The sequence below is a fragment of the Synechococcus sp. CS-197 genome, from assembly GCF_025128215.1.
In the GTDB taxonomy this organism is placed as follows: Bacteria; Cyanobacteriota; Cyanobacteriia; order PCC-6307; family Cyanobiaceae; genus Synechococcus_C.
In genome coordinates, this window is record NZ_JAHLZC010000015.1 from 47,407 (window position 1) to 68,924 (window position 21,518).

Sequence of the window (21,518 nt, forward strand, 5' to 3'; positions counted from 1 at the left end):
GAGTGTGATCAAGCTACCAATCGGTGGCGCGGAGGATCGCCGCCGTCAGCTGGATGACTTGCCGCGAACGCTGCTCCAGAGATCGCCGAGCCCGCTGCCGATTTTGCGGCGCTCCTCGCTTCGGACCAGACGGGTGGCGGCAAACCAGGTGGCGTAAATCACGCCCACCAGTTCGAAAAGCCTTGGCGCGAGCGGAATCGTGGCAATGGCATCGAGGACCCCGCCGTAAATTCTGAGCACGAGAATGAAGGCGATCAGCGCTGCCGTGATCAGAAGCGGTCTGCGCAGCCGCTGCCACTGATCGGCGAGATCGTGCTCACCCCACCACTGGCGAACCTTGGTGCTGAGCAGGTCCCATTCACCGCCTTCTTCAGAGGTGTCGCCGCTGGGTGGTGTTGCCGGAACGCTGACGCGTTCGGCGATCGAGGGCGAGGTCAGCTCGGGAGCCGGAGCTGGAACTGGAGCCGGAGCTTCAGCGGGATCGACAACGTCAGCCGGAGCTGGATCGGGAGCCGGAGTGGCGTTCTGAACCTCCTCTTGGCCCAGCACGGTGATGTCGGCTTGGGAAGGCTTTGCTTCAGAGGGTGTCTCAGACGCCATCGACTGCGGGATCTATGGGATCGGGAAATGGTAAGGGCGTCTTGGCCGCTGATTTCCCAGCGCAAGCAAACGAAAACCAGCGTGGTTGTGGCTCGCCGAGGGCGCGATAAAGTGGTCTACGGCGCTTAGGTCTTGTATGGCGGATCCAATGGGGCCCGGCAGTGGTGGTCCCGGAGATTCCGACGATCGGATCATCCAGACGGATCTGCGCAATGAAATGTCGCGCTCGTACCTCGAGTACGCGATGAGCGTGATCGTGGGCCGGGCGTTGCCCGATGCTCGCGATGGCCTCAAACCCGTGCATCGGCGCATTCTTTACGCGATGTACGAGCTCGGTCTGACCAGCGACCGGCCTTACCGGAAGTGCGCCCGTGTGGTGGGTGAGGTGCTCGGTAAGTACCACCCCCACGGCGACACGGCGGTTTACGACGCCCTGGTGCGCATGGCCCAGGACTTTTCCATGTCGATGCCGCTGATCGACGGCCATGGCAATTTCGGATCGGTGGACAACGATCCGCCGGCGGCCATGCGTTACACCGAATCGCGGCTGAAGGCACTTACCACCGACAGCCTGCTGGAAGACATCGAAGCGGAGACGGTCGATTACGTCGACAACTTCGATGGCTCTCAGCAGGAACCCACGGTGTTGCCGTCAAGGATTCCTCAGCTGCTGCTGAATGGTTCAGCGGGCATCGCCGTGGGGATGGCCACCAACATCCCTCCGCACAACCTCGGTGAGTTGATCGCCGGCTTGCTGGCACTGATCGAGAACCCCGAACTCAGTGATCAGGAGTTGATGGCTCTGATCCCTGGACCGGACTTCCCTACGGGAGGGCAGATTCTTGGCCGCACAGGCATCAAGGAGACCTACCTGAGCGGGCGCGGTTCGGTGACCATGCGCGGCGTGGCTGCGATCGAGACCCTTGAGGTTCCTGGTCGCCCGGACCGTGATGCCGTGATCATCACAGCGCTGCCTTATCAGACCAACAAGGCGGCGATGATTGAGCGCATCGCCGAGATGGTGAACGACAAGAAGCTCGAGGGGATTTCAGACATCCGCGATGAGAGCGACCGCGATGGCATGCGCATCGTGGTGGAGCTGCGAAGGGATGCCTATCCCCAGGTGGTGCTGAACAACCTCTACAAACTCACCCCACTGCAGAGCAATTTCAGCGCCCACATGCTGGCGCTGGTGAACGGAGAGCCGATCCTGCTCACCTTGCGCAAGATGCTCGAGGTGTTCCTCGACTTCCGGGTCGAGACCATCGAACGGCGCACCCGCTATTTCCTGCGCAAGGCCGAAGAGCGGGACCACATCCTGCTGGGCTTGCTGCTGGCCCTCGATCAGCTCGACCCGATCATTGCCTTGATCCGGGCTGCTCCCGATACGGCGACTGCACGCCAACAACTGCAGGAGCGTCATGGTTTGTCTGACGTGCAGGCGGACGCGATCCTGCAGATGCAACTGCGCCGGCTAACGGCTCTGGAGGCCGACAAGATCCGGCTGGAGCATGAGGATCTGGTCGTCAAGATTGCCGACTACAAGGACATCCTTGGCCGGCGCGAGCGGGTGTTCGGAATCATCCAGGACGAACTGGGCCAGTTGCGCGATCGCCATGCCATTCCCAGGCGCACTGAAATTCTTGATCTCGGGGGTGGTCTGGATGACATCGACCTGATCGCCAATGAGCGCTCCGTGGTGCTGCTCACCGAAACCGGTTACCTCAAGCGCATGCCGGTGAGCGAATTTGAAGCCACCAGCCGCGGCACCCGCGGCAAGGCGGGCACCCGCAGCCAGGGGGAGGAGGCCGTGAAGCTGTTCATCGGCTGCAACGACCACGACACCTTGTTGTTGTTCAGCGACCGGGGCGTGTCCTATGCCCTGCCGGCCTATCGGGTGCCCCAGTGCAGCCGCACCGCCAAGGGCACCCCGGTGGTGCAGCTGCTGCCGATTCCCCGCGAGGAGATGATCACCTCGCTGCTGGCGGTGTCGGAGTTCAACGACGACACCGATCTGTTGATGCTCACCCAAGGGGGCTTCATCAAGCGCACGCGCCTGTCCGCCTTCAGCAACATCCGCTCCAACGGTTTGATCGCCATCGGCCTGGAGGAAGGCGATGCGCTCACCTGGGTGCGCCTGGCGGTGCCAGGCGACAGCGTGCTGATCGGCTCACGGGCCGGTATGACCATTCACTTCCGCCTCAGCGACGATGAGCTCCGGCCCCTCGGGCGCACGGCCCGCGGCGTGCGCTCGATGAATCTGCGCGACGGTGATGCTCTGGTGAGCATGGATGTGTTGCCGGTGGAGCTGGCTGATCGGGTGGCCCAGAGCAGCGAGGACGACTCCGGTGAGGATGAAACCGGGGACGTCAGCGATGGTCCCTGGGTGCTGGTGGCTTCGGCCTCCGGTTTGGGCAAGCGCGTGCCCGTCACCCAGTTCCGTCTTCAGAAGCGGGCGGGCATGGGCCTACGGGCGATGAAGTTCCGTACTGAAGCCGATGCCTTGGTGGGTCTGCGCGTGCTTGGCGCTGGCGAAGAGGTGTTGCTGGTGAGTGAGAAGGGCGTGATTGTGCGCACCAGTGCCGATTCCATTCCCCAGCAGTCACGGGCGGCCACAGGGGTGCGTCTGCAGCGGCTTGACAAGGGCGATCGTCTCTCAGAGGTGGTGTTGGTGCCGCCGGAAGCCGAATCCGACGAGGAGGAGGCTGACGCTGAGGCCAGTGATGCCCCTGTTGTCGGTGCAGACTCCAATGCTGCTGAGCCCAGCTCTGATCAGGACAGCTGACCTTGGTTGAGCCGGTGGATGTGCTGGTGCTGGGAGGCGGTCCTGCTGCCCTCTGCATCGCCTCGGAACTGAACCAACGCGGCGTGGCGGTTGCCGGCATCGCTCCCGACCCGGTCAACGATCCCTGGCCGAACACCTACGGCATCTGGGCCGATGAACTCAAAGCGGTAGGTCTCGAGCACTTGCTGGAGCACCGCTGGAGTGACACCGTTAGTTATTTCGGCGACGGCGGCTCAACGGTTCAGGATCAGAGCCATGCCCACGGGATCGACTACGGCTTGTTCGATCGGGCCGCGTTGCAGCGGTATTGGCTGGAGCGGGCCGACGGCGTGGTTTGGCATCAAGACACGGCCGAACGGGTGGAGCTGAACGGTGCAACCACCAGCGTCAGCTGCGTGTCGGGAACCACATTGCAAGCGCGGTTGGTGATTGATGCCTCCGGTTCGCGCACGCCCCACATTCGCCGCCCGGATCAAGGGCCGGTGGCGGGCCAGGCGGCCTACGGCGTGGTGGGTCGGTTCTCCAAACCGCCGATTGAATCAGGCCGGTTTGTGCTGATGGACTACCGCTGCGATCACCTCAGTGAGCAGCAGCGCAGCGAACCACCCACGTTTTTGTATGCGATGGATCTGGGCGATGGCGTGTTCTTCGTGGAAGAAACCTCGCTCGCCTTGGCACCGGGTGTGCCCTACGACGTGCTCAAGCAACGGCTGCAGCAGCGCTTGGAACTGCGCGGCGTGGAGATTACCGAGGTGATCCATGAGGAGTTCTGCCTCTTCCCGATGAACCTGCCGCTGCCGGATCTCCGTCAGCCGGTGTTGGCGTTTGGGGGTGCCGCGAGCATGGTGCATCCGGCCTCTGGCTACATGGTGGGAGCACTGCTGCGGCGCGGGCCGGACCTGGCTCAGGCGTTAGCGGAAGCCCTTGCCAATCCAAGCCTGGGCTCAGCGGCCTTGGCGCAACGGGGCTGGCAAGAGCTTTGGCCGATGGAGTTGGTGCTGCGCCATCAGCTCTATCAGTTCGGCCTGGGCCGCTTGATGGGTTTCAACGAAACCTTGTTGCGCACCCACTTCGCCACCTTCTTTTCGCTGCCGCGGGAGGAGTGGTTTGGCTTCCTCACCAACACGCTTCCTTTGCCGCGCTTGATGGCGGTGATGCTGCGCTTGTTTGCGTTGTCCCCCTGGGAGTTGCGGCGGGGGTTGGTGCTGGGCGTTTCTTCCGCTCAGTCTCCGATCTTCCGCCAGTCGGCCGGCTGAATCAGAGGAAACAGAGCATCTTCGGCTTCCACGTCCTCCAGCCAATGCTCGGGCAGGTCTTCGCGCCGGTCGATGGCCGCCATCAACCGCCAGAAGCGCGCGAGGTGACGCTCGATCCTTTCCTTGGCGAGTTCGGTGGTGGTGCCGGCCCGCAGGATGAAACTCCAGTCGGATGACTGGGCCAGCAGCAGCTCTCGGCCCGCCTGATGGAGCAGACGCAAATCGGCTTCAGTACCCACGCCGCGGCTGCAGCGTTCCACCATCGCCCGCCCGGCCCGGCTCCACTCCGGGATGATCCAGGCATTGGTTTCATTGAGCCAGTAATCGTGGAATCCTCCCCGTCCCCAGCTGGACGGGCAGGGAGCGCACAGCTGCAGGTTCGGGCTGCTGGCCAGCACCCCGCGCAGGCTTGTGAAGCGCACGCCTGCAGCAGGCCCCTGACGGAAGAGCTCCCGCAGAAAGTGCGGACCCTCAAACCACCAGTGGCCAAACAGTTCGGCATCGAACGGTGCCACCAGGAGAGGCTCGATCGCCATGCCCGCCTGCAAGCGCTCGAGCTGTTCGCGCCGGCCCTGCAGAAAGTGTCTGGCATGGTCCTGCGTGCGCTGGCGGGCTCTCTCCGGTTCATAGGGGCACTTGCCATCAAGCCCCCCGCTTGGATCACTCACCCGATGCAGTTTGAGGCCGAGCGGACGCCCCGTGGGCAAGCCATGGGCTTCGATTTGTTTTGCGGGCAGATCCCAGCCCAGGTCTCGGTGGAATTCCCGGTACAGGGGATCACCGGGATAGCCGTCCCTTGCGGACCACACCGGCAGGGTGGCATCGCTGTCGCGCCCGAAAAAGGCCACACCCTGTTGGCTCACGATCGGGGCGTAGACGCCGTAACGCGGACGGGGCTCTGCATGGAGCAGGCCATGGCCATCCAGCACCGCATACCGCAGGCCGGCATCCCGCATCCAGCGGTCGAGGCCCTCGTAATACGCGCATTCCGGCAGCCAGATCCCCAGCGGTCGCTCGCCGATCAGGCGATGGTGCTCGCGCACGGCTGTGCGCAGTTGGGCGCGCACGGTTTCCGGATGCTCGCGCAGCAGGGGCAGGTAGCCGTGGGTGGCGCCGCAGGTGAGGAGATCCAGCACTCCCTGCCGCTGCAAAGCCGCGAAGCGGCTGATCAGATCGCCGTCGCAGTCTTTCCAGGCTTGCAGGTGCTTTTGAAACGAGAGTCCGAGGTCGCTGGCGGCCTCCTCGCGATCGTCAGGTGCCTGCTTGAGCAGCGTCAGCCGGGCCTCAACCCAGGCGGGAAACCGCGATTGCAGGGTGCGGTCGGCCAGGAGCGAGAGCAAGGTGGGCGACAGGCCCATGGTGAGCCGGGCCTCCTGGAGAGGATCGGCAGCCGCTGCCTCCAGGGTGTCCAGAAGCGGTAGGTAGCACTCGATCAGGGCCTGAAAGAACCAGTCCTCTTCCAGCGACTGCGGTGCAGCTCCGCGCACGTAGGGCAGGTGGGCGTGGAGAACGAGCGCTAGAGCACCGTTGGCCACCATCCCCCTGCGAAGTGGGTCGAATGTACCCGGCATCTGGTCCATTTCCCTGGGTTGGCCCTAGTCCTCTCCCCTAAACTGGACTAACTCATAGTCATTCCGACTAAATCGCGTCGAGGCTGTTGCCATGGCCCATGATCCAGGCCGCGTTCTGATCTTCGACACCACCCTCAGGGATGGTGAGCAGTCGCCGGGCGCCAGCCTCAACCTTGAAGAAAAGCTGGCCATTGCCCAGCAGCTGGCGCGCCTTGGCGTCGACGTGATCGAAGCGGGCTTTCCTTTTGCCAGCCCTGGCGACTTCAATGCCGTTCAGCGCATCGCCCAGCAGGTGGGTGGAGAGCAGGGGCCGATCATCTGCGGCCTGGCCCGCGCCTCCCGCGGGGATATCAAGGCCTGCGCTGATGCGGTGGCCCCTGCACCGCGCCGCCGCATTCACACCTTCATCGCCACGAGCGACATTCACCTCGAGCACAAACTGCGCAAAAGCCGCCAGGAGGTGTTGGCGATCGTGCCCGAGATGGTGGCCTACGCCCGCTCTCTGGTCGACGACGTGGAGTTCTCCTGCGAGGACGCCGGTCGCAGTGATCCCGAGTTCCTTTACGCCGTGATCGAAGCGGCCATCAACGCTGGTGCCAGCACGATCAACATCCCCGACACGGTGGGGTACACCACACCGGCCGAGTTCGGCGCCTTGATCGCTGGGATCGACCAGCACGTGCCCAACATCAGTGAGGCGGTGCTGTCGGTGCATGGCCACAACGACCTAGGCCTGGCCGTGGCCAACTTCCTGGAGGCTGTGAAGAACGGGGCCCGCCAGTTGGAGTGCACCATCAATGGCATCGGCGAACGCGCCGGTAACGCAGCGCTCGAAGAGCTGGTGATGGCGTTGCACGTCCGCCGCCGCTACTTCAATCCCTTTTTCGGCCGAGCGGAAGACTCCCCCACCCCCTTAACAGGTGTGCGCACCGAGGAGATCACCAAAACGTCGCGTCTGGTTTCCAACCTCACCGGCATGGTGGTTCAGCCCAACAAGGCGATTGTGGGTGCGAATGCCTTTGCCCATGAATCAGGCATTCACCAGGACGGCGTTCTCAAAAACCGCCTCACCTACGAGATCGTCGATGCCCGCACGGTTGGTCTCACCGATAACCGCATCTCCCTTGGCAAGCTGAGCGGCCGCAGCGCGGTGCGTGCCCGTCTCGAGGAACTCGGCTACGACCTCAGCCGCGAAGACCTCGACGATGCCTTCGCCCGCTTCAAGGAGTTGGCCGATCGCAAGCGCGACATCACCGATCGCGACCTTGAGGCGATCGTGAGCGAGCAGGTGCAACAACCCGATGCCCGTTATCAGCTCAAGTTGGTGCAGGTGAGCTGCGGCAGCAGTCTGCAGCCCACAGCCACCGTGACCCTGCTCGATGAGGAGGGCCAAGAACAGAGCGAGGCTGCGATCGGCACAGGCCCTGTGGATGCGGTGTGCCGTGCCCTCAATGCCCTGGCCGGGGAGCCCAACGAACTGGTGGAGTTTTCGGTGAAGTCCGTCACCGAGGGCATCGATGCCATGGGCGAGGTCACGATCCGGCTGCGGCGTGACGGTCAGCTCTTTTCCGGCCATGCTGCCGACACCGATGTGGTGGTCGCCGCCGCTCAGGCCTTTGTGAATGCCCTCAATCGCCTGGTGGCCGGGTCTTTGAACCCAACCCTTCATCCCCAGCGGGATGCCACGCCTTTGGACGCCAGCCCGACCCTCTGACTCGATGGCCCGTCACCAGCCCCCCGCCCTGGCGAAGGACCGCACCACCCCGCGCTCAGTGCTTCAGCTGCTTTTGCTGATCCTGTTGGCTTTGGTGGTTTTGGTGCCGCTGCTTTGGCTTGTGAGCACATCGCTCAAAGGCCCTGCTGAAGACATCTTCACAAGCCCCCCGGCGTTGCTTCCCGCGCAACCCAGCCTCGCCGCCTACGTGCGGTTGTTCCAGGCAAACCCTCTGGGCCTTTACCTGCTGAACAGCACCATCGTGAGCCTGGTGGCTGTTGTGGCCAATCTTCTGTTCTGCTCCCTGGCGGCCTACCCCCTGGCGCGCATGCAATTTGCCGGCCGGGGACTGGTGCTGGGCCTGGTGGTCGCCACCATCCTGATCCCCTTCCAGGTGGTGATGATTCCTCTGTACTTGCTGATGGTGCAGCTGGGCCTGAGAAACACCCTTCTGGCCCTTGTGATTCCCCAGGCTGCAACGGCCTTTGGTCTTTACCTTCTGCGTCAAAGTTTTCTCGGGGTGCCGGTGGAACTGGAGGAAGCCGCTCGCATCGATGGCTGCAGCAAGCTTGGGGAATGGTGGAACGTGATGATTCCCGCGGCCCGAGCCGATCTGATCACCCTGGCGATGTTTGTGTTCATCGGCACGTGGAGCGATTTCCTCTGGCCCCTGGTGATCCTTGACGATCCCCAGCTGTTCACCCTGCCCCTCGGGCTGCAGCAGCTCGCCAGCAGCTTCTCGAACGACTGGCGCGTTGTCGCAGCTGGTTCGGTGGTGTCGATCCTGCCGGTGTTGATTCTGTTTGTGCTTCTTCAGCGCTTCATCCTTCCAAGCGCCAGTGGCGATGCGGTTAAGGGTTAAGGGTTGATGGATCGGTTGTGACTGGGGTGGGGATGGCCGGCGCATCCCCCGTGCCCCCATCTGGCGTGGAGGGCAGGGCGGCGTTCTTCCTGAGCGTGTCCAGCAGGCGTGCTTCGCGTTTGGCGGAGTCGTTCTGAAGGATTTGCAGGCTTTTGATTTCGATTTGCAGCTTCTGTTGACGGGTCTTCAACACGCCGAGTTGTTGCTCAAGGAGCTGCCGGCTGTTCACTTCTTCGCGTTGTTCGAGATCTTTCAAGCGATTCGTGAGGTTCTGCAATCGGTTGTTCTGGTATTGGATGGCTTGCCAGAACACCATGAATAACACCAGCAAACAGCTGAATCCGGCAACTGGAATCAAGAGCAGGAGTCGCTCACGCATCGGTATTAAGCCGCCTTCAGTTGCAGCCTTGAACGGAAATTCGATAACTGAACCCCGTGGAGTTCGGGTCACTGCCCGCACCAATCTTGAAGTTCACCTGCTTCATCTGCTTGCCCTGGGGCACCGTGAAGGGGCCAAACATGCGCCCTTGGCCGATCGGCGGCGTCAGTGATTCCTTCACCACGCGCAGATTGCTTCCGTCGGTGAATTTCAGAAAGGCCTCCACCGGATAGGTTCCTGTGGCTGTGGAATCGGCGGTGAAGAAGAGCTTGTAACTCCGATAGGGCCTGTTCACGGCGAAATCGGTATTCCAGTTGGTTCGCCCGAGAAGTTTTCCTTTGCCAACGCGCTTTTTAACGATCTTGCTGCTGCCGTCCCCGCCCACGGGAGGCAGAAATGTGCAGGCCGCCTTCGCGACCAAACTTGAATCGAGAACCAACAGAGTGCCGGCTGCTCCGAGAAGCACTGAGGTCAGACGTTGGATCGCCATGCATCGCATTCGCGAGGATGAAGCAGTCTTAGCAGCGTGCGGTGATGGAATGGTGGCCATCCCCTTCAGCTGCGAATGACGCTTCAGGATCTTGATGCCTTCCTGCGCTTGCGTGAAACCGACGCGGCGCTCGCGGCCAGCCTGGCCGAGCCTCTCTCGATTGAGGCTCTGATCGAGCTCGCCCGGGGGCATGGATTTCAGATCACCGAGGAGGATGTGTTCTCAGCGCAAGCCCGCGAAGACGCTGACGCTCCTTCGGCTGAGCTCCAACGCAGGATGGCTGACGACTCCAGGCGATTGCGCCATTTCATTCAGGGTTGAGGCTGTGCCCCTGTGCACCCTCTGAGGTAGCCCCGAATACGGATCTTTCGCAGCAGACACTCAATGCTGGTCTCAAGCTCAGTGTTTGAGATGTCGTTCTGGAAAGAGTGGTCGGGTCAATACCGCGCCGAGGCGATGTTGGAGTGCTTTGACGAGGAGCTGGTGCCCTATCGCGATCAACGCGCTGCATCCTCGGATCAGGTGGACAGCCGTCAGTTTTTGACCTGGGAAGACCTGGTCGGCCAGCGTTGATTGTTGCTGCGTCAGCGATTACGCACGCGGTGCTGCCTGCTTAGTGGTTGCCGATTAGCAAAGAGCTGATCGCTTGAAATTCCATGGCTTCCTTCACCATCACCCTTGAAGGCGGAAAAAGCTTTTCCTGCGCAGACGATCAATACATTCTCGATGCTGCCGAAGAGCAGGGTGTCGATCTTCCCTATTCCTGTCGCGCCGGTGCCTGCAGCACCTGTGCAGGCAAGGTGTTGAGCGGAAGCGTTGATCAAGCGGATCAAAGCTTCCTCGACGACGAGCAAATGGGCAACGGTTATGCCCTGCTCTGTGTCAGCTACCCCCTGGCTGATTGCACCATCAAGGCTGAGGTTGAAGACGAGCTCTGATTCAGCGGGTCGCTCAGCGCATCTTCACCACATCAGGGGTCTGTCCGTGCACCTCGCCGATCCAGAGGGCATGGGTGACGGCCCCCTCATGGCTGTGGAAGTTCCAGGCGGATTCGGGGCTTTCGATCGCCTCGATCTGCTGGCTCAGGTCATTCACCCGCAGGTAACGACCACTGCCTCTGTGGCGCAGGACGTAGCGCTCTGGAAGAGAAGTTCTCATCTTTGATCCACTGAGACTTAGTTCCGGCTTAGCCAGGGGTGCCTGGGCCTTCACTGGCTTTCAGTTTTTTATAGGTTTTCATCCTCGAGAGATTTTTCAACGTCCTGGTAGCGCGCTTCCCGCGTCCAGATCAGGGGCGTCGGGAGTGTGAGGCGTTGCTGGTGGCCCCCCTCGCGAAACCAGGGGGCGTCGCAGGGATGGAGTGACAGATCGGCGAGCCCCCAGGCGTCACGCAGGTAGCGCTCGACAGCGCTGTGATCGGCGGGTTCAGGGTTCTGCCAGTGCACCAGGGCGAGTTCCTCGGTTCTGGCTTCGAGGCGAGCAATGCGTCCGTGGGGTGGCGCCTCTGGGTCGGAGCTGATGGTTTCGTTGAGGGTTTCCTGGGCCACAAACAGGCGCAAAGGGCTTTCGCTTTTGCGGCCATCCAAGGCGTATTTCTTGAGGTAAAGGTCTCTGGCCTTCTGAAAAAGGGGTGCTGGGGCGCAGCTCAGCAGGGCCTCGTAGGCATTGGAGAGGTTTTGGCTCGTCATGGCGATGGGGGCAAGAGGGGTGGTTTCCGGGATGGCGCGCCCTCACGAAGCATGGAACACTGGTGACAGTTGCGGAAGTGGAATAGTGTCCAAGGCCAAGCACGCCATCTATCGATTGGTGTCTCTCGATGGCAGTCCCCATCCAGTGCTTGATGCGCCCTATGAATCGATTGCGGCTGCTGAAGCGGCCGCGAGTCGCTGGTGTGAAGGGCAGGGCAGCGCCCGTTCGGACTGTGAGCGGGGGATCGGGCTTGAGGTTCAGACGAGCTGCGGTGAGTGGCGCACGCTTGGTTATCCCAGCGCCTGCCTGCTCGGGCATGGTGCTCGCGCCAAAAAAACAGGAGCTCCCTGAGGAGCTCCGCAGCGCTGGGGTTCTCGCCGGCCGTGCCGCCCCCGCTCGGGCCAGTTTGGCCGCTTGCTGAAGCTTGCATCTAACTGAGCTCCTGACTAACCATGACAGGACGTGACTGGAGCGATGGATGCGCGTGAGCGTTGATCTCTGCCTTGTGCCGCTCGGTGTGGGGGTCTCCCTTGCGCCTTATGTGGCGACTTGCCAGGAGGTGCTTGAGGCCTCTGGGCTTGACTACGAGCTTGGACCCAATGGCACAGCCATCGAAGGCGACTGGGATGCCGTGTTTGCTTGCGTCAAGGCCTGTCATGCGCGCTTGCATCAGGACGGTGTGCCGAGGATTCACGCCACGTTGCGTGTGAACACGCGCATCGATCGTGAGCAGTCCTTCCGCGACAAGGTGGAAAGCGTGCAGCGGCTGAATCGGTAGAAGAACCGAACCTTCAGCTCTTTTGCGTCTCTGCTGTCTCTAATGAGAATAAGTATGGGACTGCTCAATGGGGTTTCGGCTTGGTCGTTCCGTTGCCGTCGTGCTGGCGATGGCCTCTTTTGCGTCCCTGGCCTCCGGCCCAGTGCGCGCGGAGAGCTGGGATAGCATCGGTCGTTATGCCTCGCTGATCCGGCGTGCCGGCACCGAAACCATGGTGGCCAAAGATTGCCCACCGTCCCTGCTGGGCGCGTTTCACTCCCAGCGCAACGCTCTTCTTCTTTGTTCCAACAACCTCGAGAACGACCCCAAGCAGATCTGGGTGGTGCTTGCCCATGAATCCGCGCATGTGATGCAGCACTGCCACGGCGGTGCCCTACTCGCTGACCATCAGGTCGACCAGGCCTTGGAAGCGATCGAGGCCCGTTCCAGAACAACGTTCCAGGAGCTGCGTCTCTATCACCAGTCGCAGCAGCGTGAAGAGATTGAAGCGCGCTTGGTGCAGGGTCTCCCTCCCCAGGAGGTTGAGGCACTGTTCCGCAGCTTCTGCGCCGATCGCCTGCTTCGGGGCTCCGTGCCAGTCCCCCCAGGCGTCTCCCATGAACCGCCTGAAACTCCCTGAGGCTGAGGTCACCATGGATGATCCATCCGTCACGCCCATCACCACTCCGAAACTGGATGACGAGGGTTACCTGACCTATCTCGGCGACGACGGTCAGCGCTATCGACTGTTGGATCAGCTTGAGATCGATCAAGAAGCGTCCCAGCGCGTGCGTGATGCGCTGCAAGCCTCAGGCCCACTGTTCAATCAAATCGAAGCGCTCTGCCAAGCCTGGATCGAACGGATGGCTGTGGACGCGATGGATCGCGATGAAGCCGCTGCCATGCTGCTCAGCGCTCTGGACACAGCGTTGCGCATTGATGAGGACTAGAGCGACGGCAGCGGCCCCCTACGGTGAGCACGTTTGCACGCTGACTCCATGGGTCCCAGGCTGCGCGGGTACTGGTTGATGACCTGGATTGGCCTGCTGGCCAATCTCCTTGCCCTGCCGTTGATCGCTTGGGGGGCTTTTGGGTTGGATGAATCCGCAGGCCTGAAAATCACCAACATCACCCTGGCTTTTTCTCTGGCCTGGCCTGCGGCGATCGTGGGCATCGTGGCAGCGTCCGGACTGCTGGCGCAGCGACGTTGGGGTGTGATTCTCACGATCGTGGCCCTGTCGATGGCCCTTGGAGGTGCGTTGCCTTACGGGATCGTGCGCCTGGTGCTCGGTCCTGAGGCGCGCCCCCTGGGTTTCGCTTCGGTGTTGCTCGGGCTCGTGAACGTGCTGGCACTCATTTACTGGTGCCGTCCAGCCCATCGGCGCGGTGGTCGCTTGTAGGCCAGGGGGCCAGGTCGCCCGTCAACTGGCTGGGCTGCCCCTCGTTTTCGATCATCCCCGTTTGCTGGTGGTGGACAAACCAGCAGGCCTGCTGTGCCAGCCCGGTCTGGGTGTTCACCAGCGCGATTCCCTGATCAGCCGCCTCCAGCATGCGTGCCCTGATCTGCGCCTCGTGCATCGTCTCGATCGCGACACCTCAGGACTCGTGCTTCTGGCGAAGGATGCCGACACGCAACGGGTGTTGGGCGCTCTGTTTGCAGCGCGAAGGGTCGGGAAGCTGTATCTCGCTGATGTTCAGGGATCGATGGGAGCGGTCAGCGGACGGATCGATCTCCCCCTGGCGCGTTTGAATCGTCAACCGCCCACCTATGGCGTGCATCCCGACGGCAAGGCGTGCCTCACGCTCTGGCGTCGTTTGCAGCGGATGGAAACCAGAACGCGTCTCTGGCTCTGCCCGAGGACAGGCCGATCCCATCAGCTGCGTGCCCATCTGGCGGCCCTTCACCATCCGATCATCGGCGACCCGATCTACAACCCAGGCTGCGCAGCGGGGGGGCTGCGGCTCAGGGCGATCGCCTTGCGTTTCCCTGACCCTGATCAACCAGGCAGTCAGGTGCGTGTACGCGCTCCATGGCCCGCCTGGGCTCACCCCTAAGCCGTGAATCGCCGTTTGGCCGGAATCGGGTAGGGAATGCGGCGATGGCGCATGCGGCGCCACACCTTCACGAATGCCCGCATCACAAGCTCGAGCTCCGCGCGACTGAGGCTGCTTTGACGCAACTGTCCATCGCTCAGCCGCGCTTCCACAATGCGCTTCACGGTGGCCTGGGCTTCCGCATCGCTCGTGTCGGGCGGCAACGAGCGCAGGGCGGCCTCGCAACCGTCCGCCACCATCATGATTCCCGTCTCCTTGGAGCGGGGCGTCGGGCCGTGATAGCGAAAGCGCTGCTCTGAAATCTCGGGATCCTTCAGCCGTGCCTGGTGCAGGAAATACCCCATCCGCAAGGTTCCCTGATGCTCGGGAATGAAGTCGGCGATCGGTCGGGGCAGCCGGTGGCGCCTGGCCAATTTCAGACCTTCATCCACATGGGCCTGCAGCACCCCCGCGCTGGCGATCGGGTCATTGAGTGCTGTGTGCGGGTTGTGGTCGGTGGTTTGGTTCTCGATGAACCAATCCGGCGCATGCAATTTGCCAACGTCGTGATAAAGCGACCCGGTGCGGATCAGATCCACATCGGCACCGATGGCGCGCGCGCCCTCTTCGGCCAGGCTGCAGATCATCAGCGTGTGCTCGAACGTGCCTGGAGCCTCTGAGGAGAGCCGGCGCAGCAGGGGGCGTTCCTGGTCGGCCAGTTCCATCAACCTTGCCCGGGTCAGCAGACCGAAGGAACTTTCGAGCAGGGGAATGACCAGGATCGTCAGCATCATCAGCAGGCCCAGCAACAAGGCTTCCGATGTCAGATCTCCCGAGTTGGGAAGCAGTCGGCTCCAGTCCTGATCCACAAGGGATCCTGACGATCTGTTGAGGAGAAGCAGCTCCAGAACCAACGCTCCGAGCGGCAGCAGCACCGCCAGTTGCAGAAGCTGGGCACGACTTCTGAGCCGGCCCGCCTGAAGAGCGGCCACGGTGGCTGTTGCCGCAGCAATCAGCAGCCGCCCCTCCCCAAGGCCCGTCACCGGTGTGGGCCAGAGCAGGCTGGCAACGGCCATCCATGCCAGGGCGCTGCTGGTTCCAAGGCCCTGGGCCAGGAGCAAGGTGGGCGGCACGATCACCGCCAACGGGCTGACGGCCGCGCCAAACCAAACCTTGCAGGCTTGAGAGATCAGCAGCAATCCCAGGGCCAGCAGTCCATGGGGTGCTTCGAGGCAGGGGCGCTCGCGGCGCATCACGAGCAGAAGAATCCCGCAGGCGGCGAGGGATTCTGTAAATCGGATCAGCCAGATTCCCAATTTGGGTCTGCGGTTCACCAGGCCGAAGAAATCGAGAACGTCGTAGGCCTGGGAGCTGATTGGTTCGCCCTTTTGCGTGATCAAGTCACCTTGGTTGACTTCGATCACGGGGATGCCCTGCTGGGTGATCAGTTTCTCGATCAACCTTTGGCTGCGTTGCGGATCGGTTTTGAGATTGCTGGCACCCTGCAGGGTGGTGGTGAGCAGCTTGGAGCCAAGCGTTCGTGCTGGCGCGTCGGCGGCTCCCAGCTCCTCCAGCTGTAGGGATGTGGCCTGACGCAGCTGTTCCTCGGCCAGGTTGTTGACCAATCCCTGGCTGAGCATGCGTTCGAGCGCCCTGCGCACAGCCATATCCCAGCTCAGGCGTTCGTCCGGTAAGCGCTCTTCAAGCCAGTCCTCTTCTGCGGCGCTCAGGTTCACCGGGCCGATCCGATCGGCATCATCGCTGCTGGCGACCCGTTCCAGTTCCCCCAGATAGCGTTCGAGACGCATGCGCAGTTGCTGATCCTGCTTGTTGTCGATCACCTGAACCAGCGTGCTCGGCACCAAGCTCGATCGCCGTTGCTTCAGCGCTTCGCTGTCGACCACCCGGGCATCCTTCGGTGCCACTGCGTCAAACGGCGCTGTCAGGCCCGGCCGCACATCGGGCTCCACCAGCCATGGCCAACTGGAAATCAGCGCCACCAAAAGGCACAGCACCAGGAGAACGCTGCGTTGCAGGCGGGTCCAGCGCAGCACCGGCCGCCGCGGAGACTCACTCCTGAGCCAGGATCTCCAGAACCTTGCTAGGGAATGCGAACGCAAGATTGGTGGATGCTTCCAGAGGAAACGCTAGCTCTGCTGGAGCGGCATGCTGGATTCACATGCATCAGTCGGCGATGGCCCTCAGATTGGATGGAAAAGCGCTGGCCAAGGAGCTGGAACAGCGCCTCGCCCAGCAGGTGCGCAGCGGCTGTGCCAAGGCCGGCCGCCCGCCAGGCCTTGCTGTTCTGCGGGTGGGTGATGATCCCGCCAGCGCGGTGTACGTGGCCAACAAGGAGAAAGCCTGCGCCCGGGTGGGTGTGGAGAGCTTCGGGGCCCATCTACCGGCGTCCTCGCAACCGGAGACCCTGCTGAAGACCATCCAAGCGCTCAATGCCGATGAGCGGGTGGATGGAATCTTGTTGCAGCTGCCCTTGCCGGCGGGTCTTGATGAAACCCCTCTGTTGGCTGCGATCGATCCCGATAAGGACGCGGATGGTCTGCACACACTCAACCTTGGCCGCCTCTTGAAGGGTGAACCAGGCCCGCGCAGCTGCACCCCTGCCGGCGTGATGGCCATGTTGCGCAGTCAGGGCATTGATCCCTCCGGCAAACGCGCTGTAGTGGTGGGACGCAGCATTCTTGTGGGCCAGCCGATGGCCCTGATGCTTCAGGCGGCCAACGCAACGGTCATGGTGGCGCACTCCCGCACCCGCGATCTCGCCGCCCTCACCCGTCAGGCCGACATTCTTGTGGTCGCAGCGGGACGGCCGGAGATGATCGGTGCTGAGCATGTGGCCCCCGGTGCCGTGGTTGTGGATGTGGGCATTCACCGCCGGCCTGAGGGTGGATTGTGCGGTGATGTGAACGCTGCCGAACTGGAGCCACTGGCTGCAGCGCTCTCTCCCGTTCCGGGCGGCGTTGGTCCGATGACCGTCACCATGCTCCTGGTGAACACAGTGCTGGCCTGGAGCCGACGCCATCAGCTCGATCATGATCTTGCTGACCTCGTGCCGTGATCGTGCTCGTGGGACCTGCGGCCTGACAGAATCCGGCGAGCATCCTGTTCTTCATGACCGCCACGGCGAGCAGCCCTGAAGGTGTCACGCCGTCGGGTGAGGATCAGGCTGAATTCGATTTCAGTTCCTATCTGGCCAAGACCCGGGAGCTGGTCGAGCAGTCGCTGGATGCGGCTCTCGGCCCTGAGCGGCCCGAGTCTCTTCGCGAGTCGATGCGCTACTCACTCCTGGCTGGAGGCAAGCGGCTCAGGCCGATCCTCTGCCTGGCAGCTTGTGAGCTGGTTGGCGGTGATGCCTCCCTGGCGATGCCAACGGCCGTGGCTCTGGAGATGATCCACACCATGTCGCTGATCCACGACGATCTGCCGGCCATGGACAACGACGATCTGCGGCGTGGTCGCCCCACCAATCACAAGGTGTACGGCGATGCCATGGCCATTCTCGCCGGCGATGCCCTGCTCAGCCGAGCCTTTGAAATGGTGGCCGTGCGCAGTGAGGGGGTGCCACCCGAACGCTTGCTGAAGGTGGTGGCCGAGCTGTCTCTTGTGTCTGGAGCCCCGGGACTGGTGGGTGGCCAGGTGGTGGATCTGGAAAGTGAGGGTCGTGAGGTTGATCTGGAAACACTGGAATACATCCATCTCCACAAGACCGCAGCTCTGCTTCGGGCCTGTGTCGTCACCGGTGCTTTGATCGGCGGCGCCGACGCCAGTCAGGTCGATGCCATGCGCACGTACGCCAATGGCATCGGCCTTGCTTTCCAGATCGTGGATGACATCCTGGACGTCACCGCCAGCAGCGACGTGCTCGGTAAAACAGCCGGCAAGGACCTGATCGCTGATAAAACCACCTATCCGAAACTTCTGGGTCTCGAACCGTCTCGGGCTCGTGCCCTTGAGTTGGTGGCCCAGGCCAAAGCGGTGCTCGAACCGTGGAAAGACAAGGCGCAGCCGCTGCTGGCGCTCGCGGACTACGTCGCGAGCCGGGACCGTTGACCATGCTGTTTGCCTCGTTGAGCGCACCGCTCCAGCTTCTCGATAACGCCTCTCTGGCCTGGGGGCTCGCGGCCTGCGGGATCGCGCAGCTCTCGAAGCTGTTCATTGAATTGGTCACCCAGCGCCGATGGCGCCCGCAGGTGTTGATCGAAACCGGAGGAATGCCATCAAGCCATTCGGCACTGGTCACCGGTACAGCCGCTGCCGTGGGTTGGCTCGATGGATTTGACTCCCCCGCTTTCGCTTTGGCCTCCACAGTGGCTTTTGTGGTGATGTACGACGCCAGTGGCGTGCGCCGTGCGGCGGGGTTCACTGCCGAGAGAGTGAACGCTCTGCCCAGCAATCTCTGGGATCCATCCCCTGACAAACCCCTCAAAGAACGCTTGGGTCACTCCAGGCTCGAGGTGCTGGTTGGAAGCCTGCTCGGCCCAGCAATCGCTCTTCCAGGGTTGGTGTTTGTTGGTTCTCCCCTGCATCTGGCCCAGGTTCTGTCTCAGGCGTTCGGGTGAGCTCGCCCGCCCATTCCGAGCTGGCTCTCACCAGTGATCAGCAACAGGCCGCCGATGCCTTTGCCGACTGGCTTCATCAAGCCGATGCCACCGTCCCGTTCGTGCTCAGTGGCTTCGCTGGCAGCGGCAAGACGTTTCTCTCCATGCGTCTTCTCCAGCAGGTGGAGGCCAGTGGCCTCTGCTGGACTGTCGTCGCTCCGACCCACAAGGCCGTGGGTGTGCTCAGGCAGGCCCTGGCGCTTGAAGGGCTGCGCCCAACCTGGTATCCATCCACCATCCACCGTCTGCTGCGTCTCAAGCTCAAGCGACAGGGGGATCGTGAACTGTGTGAATCCACCGAGCAGACGGCTGCAGCCCTTGAGCATCTCGGTTTGGTGCTGATCGATGAAGCCTCCATGGTGGACAGCGCCCTGCTGGCGATCGCCCTGCAGTGCGCACACACCTTCAGCACCCGACTGGTGTTTGTTGGGGATCCGGCCCAGCTGCCGCCGGTGGGAGAGAGCGACAGCCCTGTTTTTGCAATGACGCGGGCCGTGAATGCCTGCCTCAAGCAGGTGGTGCGCCATCAAGGCCCTGTGCTGCAATTGGCCAGTTGTCTGCGTGATGGCCGACTGCCCTGTGAGGTGCCACCGCTTCTGGCTCCGGTGCGCACGGATCTGGGCCAGGTGGGGGTGATGAACCGCTCCGATTGGCTCAGTCGCGCTCAGGAGGCTCTGCGGCAGGCGGCAGCCTGCGATAACCCCGATGCAGCCAGGATTCTTTGCTACACCAACCGCAGGCTTGAGCTGCTGGTCCCCCACGCGCGCCGGGCGATTCATGGCGAGATGGCCGATCAGATGGCGGTGTTGCCGGGTGAGGTGCTGATCACCCGCACCGCAGTGATGGCCCCGGCCTCACGGGATGGTGGCGAGACCGGAGAGGAGCCCGATCTGGTGCTCGGTTCCAATCGTGAACTTGTGGTGGAGGACGTGTCCCCTGAACGTTGCGACCTGGCGGAGTTCGGTGTGGCCGGCGAGGCCCAGCTCGCATTGGCTGGTTTGGGTGCACCTGTGATTGAAACCCTGAATGCACGGGTGCGGAGCGGGGAGCTCGAACTCAACCTGCGCCTGCAACCGCCTGCCGGCACTTCCGCCAGGCAGCAACTCGATGCCGTGCTCCAGCAGTTGCGCACGCAGGCCCGTGACGCCGGCAAGCAGGGGGGACGTCCGCTCTGGCGCCGCTATTTCCTGGTGCGCGATGCTTTCGCGTCGCTGGGACCTGCGGCTGTGCTCACCGTGCACCGCAGCCAAGGCAGCAGTTTTGGCGAGGTGTTTGTCGCCGACGATGTGTTCTGGCCCCAGGACCTTGATCTGCGCCGGCAGCTTGTGTATGTGGCAGTCAGCCGCGCCCGTGAGGGGGTTTGGATCGCAGGCCGTGCCGGTTCTGAAGGGGCCAGGCAACGTTGGGCTCAGGCCCTCAAAGCAGGCTGAGACCGCTGATGCCCTGCCATCCCAGATAGCCCCCCAGGCCCAGGCTGACCCCTCCCACCACCAGTCCGCCTCGGGCAAACAGCACTTGCTTGCCTTTCTCGAGGATTGGAATCACCCGGTCGCGTCCGATGATCACGGCGATCAGTGGGGCCAAGAGAAAAAGGCTGGCTCCGATTGTGAAGGCTGCCAATCCCACGATCTCCTGCCAGGTGGGCAGCTGGGCTGCGAGAACAACACCCGCCGACTTGGCGAAGAGCACGAGGTCGTCGGGGCTGATCACCTCTCCCGCTGCGCCAAGGAGCAGCAGCAGTGGCAACGGCATGGCCACAAAGCGATCAATGCTGGTGGTCCAGGCCGGTGGCTCGGCTCCATCGGCGAAGGAACGCAGCAGCTCCCTGCCGCCGATGGCCACCAAGGCTCCACCCGCCAGCAGATCAAGGCCCGTGCGGTGATGAGAGCCGTGGCTCATGTCGAGAACAAGGGTGTGCCCCACCGTCACCAGCAGGGTTGCGGTGAGCAGGGTGGTGACCACCCAGCCCGCAACAAACCAGCCACCGCGGCGCAGGGGCTGGGGGCCCAACAACAGGAGCAGCAGAACAGCAATGTGAATTGGTGAGAGGCCGATGCCCGTGCCGTAGGCCAGCAGTTCGGCCCAGAGAGTGGTGTCGCTCATCAGAACCGGCCGTTGGCCGGAGCGTTCCAACGAACGATCGCACGGTTTTCGCGCTCGAATCCCAGCACGCAGATGCTCCCTGTACTGAGCTTCAACAGGCTGCCGCCCACAGCACCCAGACCAAGCCAGGTGCCCGCGAGCGATCGCAGCAAGTGTCCATGGGCGAAGAGGGCCACATCCCCTGGTTCGGGAACCTCCAGGGCGCGTTGGATGGCGATTTCGCAGCGCTTTTGCACGGCTTCGGCATCTTCGCCGTTGGGGCAACCATGGCTCCAGACCGTCCAACCCGGCACCGTCTTGCGGATCTCCGGCGTGGTCACTCCTTCGTAATCGCCGTAATTCCATTCCAGCAATTCCGGCATCACCTGGGCCTGCTCCCCGAGGCCGCCCAGCTCGCAGGTCCGACGCGCTCGTTGCAGAGGGGAGCTGAACACGGCGGCAAAGGTCTGGCTTGTCAGCACCGGGGCCAGCAGTCGTGCTTCCTCCTCACCCTCAGGAAGCAGGGGAAGATCGGTGCTGCCGGTATGCCGTCCGTTCTTGGCCCATTCCGTAGCGCCATGGCGCAACAGCCAGAGCTGACGATGTTCGGCCATAGGTCACTGGTGACGATGTAATCGGATTGTGACCATTAGCGCGATCCCTGGCGGTGTTGCCGGTGCCAT

At 62.7% G+C, this 21,518-nt stretch carries 26 protein-coding genes; 17 read left to right on the top strand and 9 right to left on the bottom strand.

Annotated features, from left to right (window positions below):
• Nucleotides 1-45 precede the first annotated feature (45 nt).
• On the bottom strand, nt 46-600 hold the full coding sequence (locus KQ296_RS05720; RefSeq protein WP_011933493.1) for a CAAD domain-containing protein: 555 nt from the start codon (nt 598-600) through the stop codon (nt 46-48).
• A gap of 136 nt (nt 601-736) precedes the next feature.
• Between KQ296_RS05720 and gyrA the strand changes: the two genes are divergently transcribed.
• Nucleotides 737-3,385, top strand: a complete 2,649-nt coding sequence (gyrA, locus tag KQ296_RS05725) for a DNA gyrase subunit A (RefSeq protein ID WP_041428575.1) — start codon at nt 737-739, stop codon at nt 3,383-3,385.
• Nucleotides 3,386-3,387: 2 nt separating this feature from the next.
• Nucleotides 3,388-4,641 (top strand): lycopene beta cyclase, encoded by a 1,254-nt coding sequence (crtL, locus tag KQ296_RS05730; RefSeq protein ID WP_041428573.1) that lies wholly within the window; start codon nt 3,388-3,390, stop codon nt 4,639-4,641.
• On the opposite strand, the gene KQ296_RS05735 is transcribed toward crtL, so the two are convergent.
• Nucleotides 4,608-6,179 (bottom strand): glycoside hydrolase family 57 protein, encoded by a 1,572-nt coding sequence (locus KQ296_RS05735; protein ID WP_011933490.1) that lies wholly within the window; start codon nt 6,177-6,179, stop codon nt 4,608-4,610. The genes crtL and KQ296_RS05735 overlap by 34 nt on opposite strands.
• 124 nt (nt 6,180-6,303) lie before the next feature.
• Between KQ296_RS05735 and KQ296_RS05740 the strand changes: the two genes are divergently transcribed.
• A complete protein-coding gene (locus KQ296_RS05740; RefSeq protein ID WP_011933489.1) occupies nt 6,304-7,926 on the top strand; it encodes a 2-isopropylmalate synthase in 1,623 nt (540 codons plus the stop codon).
• 4 nt (nt 7,927-7,930) lie between these two features.
• Nucleotides 7,931-8,788, top strand: a complete 858-nt coding sequence (locus tag KQ296_RS05745; RefSeq protein ID WP_011933488.1) for a carbohydrate ABC transporter permease — start codon at nt 7,931-7,933, stop codon at nt 8,786-8,788.
• On the opposite strand, the gene KQ296_RS05750 is transcribed toward KQ296_RS05745, so the two are convergent.
• Nucleotides 8,778-9,167: a hypothetical protein gene (locus KQ296_RS05750; RefSeq protein ID WP_011933487.1), complete on the bottom strand. Its 390-nt coding sequence runs from the start codon at nt 9,165-9,167 to the stop codon at nt 8,778-8,780. The genes KQ296_RS05745 and KQ296_RS05750 overlap by 11 nt on opposite strands.
• A gap of 16 nt (nt 9,168-9,183) precedes the next feature.
• Nucleotides 9,184-9,657: a hypothetical protein gene (locus tag KQ296_RS05755; RefSeq protein WP_011933486.1), complete on the bottom strand. Its 474-nt coding sequence runs from the start codon at nt 9,655-9,657 to the stop codon at nt 9,184-9,186.
• 75 nt (nt 9,658-9,732) lie between these two features.
• On the opposite strand from KQ296_RS05755, the gene KQ296_RS05760 reads away from it, so the two are divergent.
• The 3 genes from KQ296_RS05760 (at nt 9,733) to KQ296_RS05770 (ending at nt 10,595) form a co-directional block, all read left to right on the top strand.
• Entirely contained in the window at nt 9,733-9,978 is a 246-nt protein-coding gene (locus KQ296_RS05760) for a Nif11-like leader peptide family natural product precursor (RefSeq protein WP_011933485.1), read from the top strand.
• Nucleotides 9,979-10,068: 90 nt separating this feature from the next.
• Nucleotides 10,069-10,230, top strand: a complete 162-nt coding sequence (locus KQ296_RS05765; protein WP_011933484.1) for a hypothetical protein — start codon at nt 10,069-10,071, stop codon at nt 10,228-10,230.
• 83 nt (nt 10,231-10,313) lie between these two features.
• Entirely contained in the window at nt 10,314-10,595 is a 282-nt protein-coding gene (locus KQ296_RS05770) for a 2Fe-2S iron-sulfur cluster-binding protein (RefSeq protein WP_011933483.1), read from the top strand.
• A 13-nt stretch (nt 10,596-10,608) separates the two neighbouring features.
• On the opposite strand, the gene KQ296_RS05775 is transcribed toward KQ296_RS05770, so the two are convergent.
• Both KQ296_RS05775 and KQ296_RS05780 read right to left on the bottom strand, forming a co-directional pair.
• Nucleotides 10,609-10,815 (bottom strand): hypothetical protein, encoded by a 207-nt coding sequence (locus KQ296_RS05775; protein WP_011933482.1) that lies wholly within the window; start codon nt 10,813-10,815, stop codon nt 10,609-10,611.
• 68 nt (nt 10,816-10,883) lie between these two features.
• Nucleotides 10,884-11,345, bottom strand: a complete 462-nt coding sequence (locus KQ296_RS05780) for a hypothetical protein (RefSeq protein ID WP_011933481.1) — start codon at nt 11,343-11,345, stop codon at nt 10,884-10,886.
• 85 nt (nt 11,346-11,430) lie between these two features.
• Here KQ296_RS05780 and KQ296_RS05785 point away from each other — a divergent pair, with 85 nt between their 5' ends.
• From KQ296_RS05785 to KQ296_RS05810, 6 genes are all read left to right on the top strand, one after another.
• On the top strand, nt 11,431-11,697 hold the full coding sequence (locus tag KQ296_RS05785; RefSeq protein WP_011933480.1) for a hypothetical protein: 267 nt from the start codon (nt 11,431-11,433) through the stop codon (nt 11,695-11,697).
• Between the two features lie 127 nt (nt 11,698-11,824).
• On the top strand, nt 11,825-12,124 hold the full coding sequence (locus tag KQ296_RS05790) for an MTH1187 family thiamine-binding protein (RefSeq protein WP_011933479.1): 300 nt from the start codon (nt 11,825-11,827) through the stop codon (nt 12,122-12,124).
• A gap of 67 nt (nt 12,125-12,191) precedes the next feature.
• Nucleotides 12,192-12,743, top strand: coding sequence for a hypothetical protein (locus tag KQ296_RS05795; RefSeq protein WP_011933478.1), 552 nt, complete (start codon nt 12,192-12,194; stop codon nt 12,741-12,743).
• 13 nt (nt 12,744-12,756) lie between these two features.
• A complete protein-coding gene (locus KQ296_RS05800; protein ID WP_041428569.1) occupies nt 12,757-13,053 on the top strand; it encodes a hypothetical protein in 297 nt (98 codons plus the stop codon).
• 48 nt (nt 13,054-13,101) lie between these two features.
• The gene (locus KQ296_RS05805) at nt 13,102-13,503 is read left to right on the top strand and encodes a hypothetical protein (protein WP_011933476.1); all 402 of its coding nucleotides are present in this window, start codon (nt 13,102-13,104) and stop codon (nt 13,501-13,503) included.
• Between the two features lie 61 nt (nt 13,504-13,564).
• Nucleotides 13,565-14,158, top strand: a complete 594-nt coding sequence (locus KQ296_RS05810) for an RluA family pseudouridine synthase (RefSeq protein ID WP_011933475.1) — start codon at nt 13,565-13,567, stop codon at nt 14,156-14,158.
• Here KQ296_RS05810 and KQ296_RS05815 read toward each other — a convergent pair.
• The gene (locus KQ296_RS05815; RefSeq protein WP_041428567.1) at nt 14,155-16,260 is read right to left on the bottom strand and encodes an HDIG domain-containing metalloprotein; all 2,106 of its coding nucleotides are present in this window, start codon (nt 16,258-16,260) and stop codon (nt 14,155-14,157) included. The two genes, KQ296_RS05810 and KQ296_RS05815, sit on opposite strands and share 4 nt — an antisense overlap.
• Nucleotides 16,261-16,331: 71 nt before the next feature.
• On the opposite strand from KQ296_RS05815, the gene folD reads away from it, so the two are divergent.
• Genes folD through KQ296_RS05835 form a run of 4 tightly spaced genes read left to right on the top strand, consistent with a single transcriptional unit; the run spans nt 16,332 to nt 20,183 of the window.
• Nucleotides 16,332-17,213: a bifunctional methylenetetrahydrofolate dehydrogenase/methenyltetrahydrofolate cyclohydrolase FolD gene (folD, locus tag KQ296_RS05820; protein ID WP_011933473.1), complete on the top strand. Its 882-nt coding sequence runs from the start codon at nt 16,332-16,334 to the stop codon at nt 17,211-17,213.
• A gap of 53 nt (nt 17,214-17,266) precedes the next feature.
• Nucleotides 17,267-18,205 (top strand): geranylgeranyl diphosphate synthase CrtE, encoded by a 939-nt coding sequence (gene crtE / locus KQ296_RS05825; protein WP_011933472.1) that lies wholly within the window; start codon nt 17,267-17,269, stop codon nt 18,203-18,205.
• A gap of 2 nt (nt 18,206-18,207) precedes the next feature.
• Nucleotides 18,208-18,714, top strand: a complete 507-nt coding sequence (locus KQ296_RS05830) for a divergent PAP2 family protein (RefSeq protein ID WP_011933471.1) — start codon at nt 18,208-18,210, stop codon at nt 18,712-18,714.
• On the top strand, nt 18,711-20,183 hold the full coding sequence (locus tag KQ296_RS05835) for an AAA family ATPase (RefSeq protein ID WP_011933470.1): 1,473 nt from the start codon (nt 18,711-18,713) through the stop codon (nt 20,181-20,183). Before KQ296_RS05830 ends, KQ296_RS05835 begins: the two co-directional genes overlap by 4 nt.
• Here KQ296_RS05835 and KQ296_RS05840 read toward each other — a convergent pair.
• Together KQ296_RS05840 and KQ296_RS05845 are read right to left on the bottom strand one after the other, a co-directional pair.
• Nucleotides 20,170-20,856, bottom strand: a complete 687-nt coding sequence (locus KQ296_RS05840) for a GAP family protein (RefSeq protein WP_011933469.1) — start codon at nt 20,854-20,856, stop codon at nt 20,170-20,172. The genes KQ296_RS05835 and KQ296_RS05840 overlap by 14 nt on opposite strands.
• A complete protein-coding gene (locus KQ296_RS05845) occupies nt 20,856-21,449 on the bottom strand; it encodes a histidine phosphatase family protein (protein ID WP_011933468.1) in 594 nt (197 codons plus the stop codon). The genes KQ296_RS05840 and KQ296_RS05845 overlap by 1 nt, the downstream gene beginning before the upstream one ends.
• Between the last annotated feature and the right edge of the window lie 69 nt (nt 21,450-21,518).